The organism is Maribrevibacterium harenarium (assembly GCF_006385675.1).
Lineage (GTDB): Bacteria > Pseudomonadota > Gammaproteobacteria > Pseudomonadales > Marinomonadaceae > Marinomonas > Marinomonas harenarium.
Window position 1 is genome coordinate 1 of the sequence record NZ_VFRR01000097.1, and the last position, 2479, is coordinate 2479.

A 2479-nucleotide genomic window follows, 5' to 3' on the forward strand; every position below is an offset into this window, starting at 1 on the left:
ATCACTTAGAGTAAAAATAAGACGAGAGAAAAACGGCAGGATCAGCTGATCGGAATAGACCGAAACGAGCGATCGCAATCACCGGAATACGCATTAGGCAAAGGTTTTGCACTAACCAACAATACCACTTCATTATTTTGACCTATAGTTAACCCCCTATTCTCACCACTTTCTAAACAGGAGAAGTTCGATGAAAACCGTTGGCTATGCTGCCCATTCTTCCGACGCCCATATGGTTCCTTACCACTTTGAGCGTCGCGATCTACGTGCAAATGACGTAGCGATCGAAATTTTGTACTCCGGTGTATGCCACTCGGACCTGCATACCGTAAACGGTGATTGGGGGCCACAAGCCTACCCTATCGTGCCAGGCCACGAAATCGTCGGCGTTGTGCAAGCGATTGGTAGTGAGGTAACGAAATACCAAGTGGGCGATAAAGTAGCTGTTGGCTGCATGGTGGACAGTTGCCAAGAATGTGACCAGTGCCACAGCCATGAAGAACAGTTTTGTCGTAACGGCATGACCCCAACCTACGGTGTACCAGATCGCATTGATGGCACCATCACCCAAGGTGGATACTCGAAACATATCGTCGTGCGCGAGGAATTTGTCCTACGTATGCCAGACAATATGGACTTAGCCAAGGCTGCACCGATTCTTTGTGCTGGCATCACTACTTACTCGCCACTACGCACCTGGGGCGTGACCAAAGGAACTCGTGTAGGTGTTATTGGACTAGGTGGTCTTGGTCATATGGCGGTGAAACTTGCTGTCGCCATGGGCGCAGAAGTCACCGTGATCAGTCGTACCAACAAGAAAGAAGCGGAAGCCAAAGCGATGGGGGCTAAAGGTATGCTAGCTTCGTCCGATGCCCAAGCCATGCAAGCCGCTGGGAGCTCACTAGACTTGATTATTGACACGGTTCCAACCCAACACAATGTCAATGATTACACGCCATTACTGGATGTAGACGGCACCCTAGTGATCGTAGGCCAGGTAGGCCCTATTGATATGCCTATGACCTTCCCGTTAATTATGGGCCGCCGACGTGTCGCCGGTTCCTTGATTGGTGGCATCAAAGAAACTCAAGAGCTATTGGACTTCTGTGCCGAGCACAACATCTACCCAGACTGTGAAATGATCACCATGGATCAAATTAACCACGCCTTTGAACGTTTGGCGAAAGGCGACATGGCCCACCGTATCGTCATCGATATGGCGTCTCTATCCCTGTAAAATGTCCCTGTAGAACACTAAAAGACTCCAGCGAAGCCAAGTAGCCCCCTAAAAATGGGGGCTACTTACTTTTACGGTTAAACGCCTTGTTTGAGCAAGCGGTAACTATCCAAACGCTCAGCTTGGCTGTAAGTCACTGTCACTAATGAGATCTCATCACAAGCAAATGCCGCAGCTAAGGTCGCTAGCTCGTCGTGGCACCGCTCTGGCGTACCGACTGTGTAGCCAGATAGAATGTGGTCGTAGGCCGACTGCACTGAAACCGGTAATTGGCGATAGCGATCTTGAACTTGCTCAGGCGTCAAGAAATCTTCCCGCTGACCTAGTTGAGAAGCAAGTTTACGATAAACCGCTGTACCGGCACGCAACTTCGCTTCGGCTTCACTGTCCGCACAAATCGCTGCCACCGCAAGCATGGTATTCCCTTTGCGCTCATGTCCTGACATCGCCCAAGCATTGCGATAGGACTGAAAAATATCAGGCTGGCAATTATCCGGATCGATAAATCGTGCCAAGGCAATGTTATAGCCCAACTCCCCCGCCAAGGACGCGCTGCCACCACTGGAACCCAGCATCCATAACTCAGGTTTATTTGAACTATCTGGCAATACATTGATCTGCCCGTAGGGGTGATCTACAGGAAAGCTCCCCTGAATAAAGGCTTCTAGCTGCTGTGCTTTATCCGCATAAGTTTCCCCATTATCAGGCCGATGGGGGTACGCCAACGCCGCAGAGGTTAAACCAGACCCACCAGGGGCACGGCCAACACCTAGATCAATACGATCAGGGTGCAAAGTCGCCATCATGGAAAAACTCTCAGCCACCTTAAGGGGGCTGTAGTGGGACAGCATCACACCACCACTACCCACGCGAATCCGCTTTGTCACCGCCGCTAAGTGAGCAACCATAATCTCTGGGCAAGGGTTGGCAAAATGCACACTGTTATGGTGCTCTGCTACCCAGAAACGATGATAGCCAAGCTCGTCGCATAACTTGGCAAGTTCAACCGTGAGTAACGGGGCGTCTTTTTTGGCATGGCAACCGTGGACAGGTGTTTGGTCTACGACCGATAACTTCAATGGCATGAGTTCCCCACTAAATATTAATTAACATGTTAATCATAACACATTAACCCCAAGGGAAACCACGTGTAATCCCCCCATTTTTAACAGGGGTTAAAAGTAGAGCCTAAGCAGCCTTCAAAAGCCATTTAGGTGGAATGCCACCAATGGCGCTGTTTGG

2 protein-coding genes are annotated in these 2479 nt (G+C 50.1%); one reads left to right on the plus strand and one right to left on the minus strand.

The annotated features are described in order from the left end of the window. Positions 1-190 precede the first annotated feature (190 nt). The gene (locus FJM67_RS17190; RefSeq protein WP_140591917.1) at positions 191-1237 is read left to right on the plus strand and encodes an NAD(P)-dependent alcohol dehydrogenase; all 1047 of its coding nucleotides are present in this window, start codon (positions 191-193) and stop codon (positions 1235-1237) included. 77 nt (positions 1238-1314) lie between these two features. Here the strand turns inward: FJM67_RS17190 and FJM67_RS17195 are convergent, their stop codons facing one another. Further along, on the minus strand, positions 1315-2322 hold the full coding sequence (locus tag FJM67_RS17195; RefSeq protein WP_140591919.1) for an MsnO8 family LLM class oxidoreductase: 1008 nt from the start codon (positions 2320-2322) through the stop codon (positions 1315-1317). Between the last annotated feature and the right edge of the window lie 157 nt (positions 2323-2479).

Coding starts and splice junctions, on each gene's coding strand:
- FJM67_RS17190 (WP_140591917.1), top strand. CDS start 191: ATGAAAACCGTTGGCTATGCTGCCCATTCTTCCGACGCCCATATGGTT.
- FJM67_RS17195 (WP_140591919.1), bottom strand. CDS start 2,322: ATGCCATTGAAGTTATCGGTCGTAGACCAAACACCTGTCCACGGTTGC.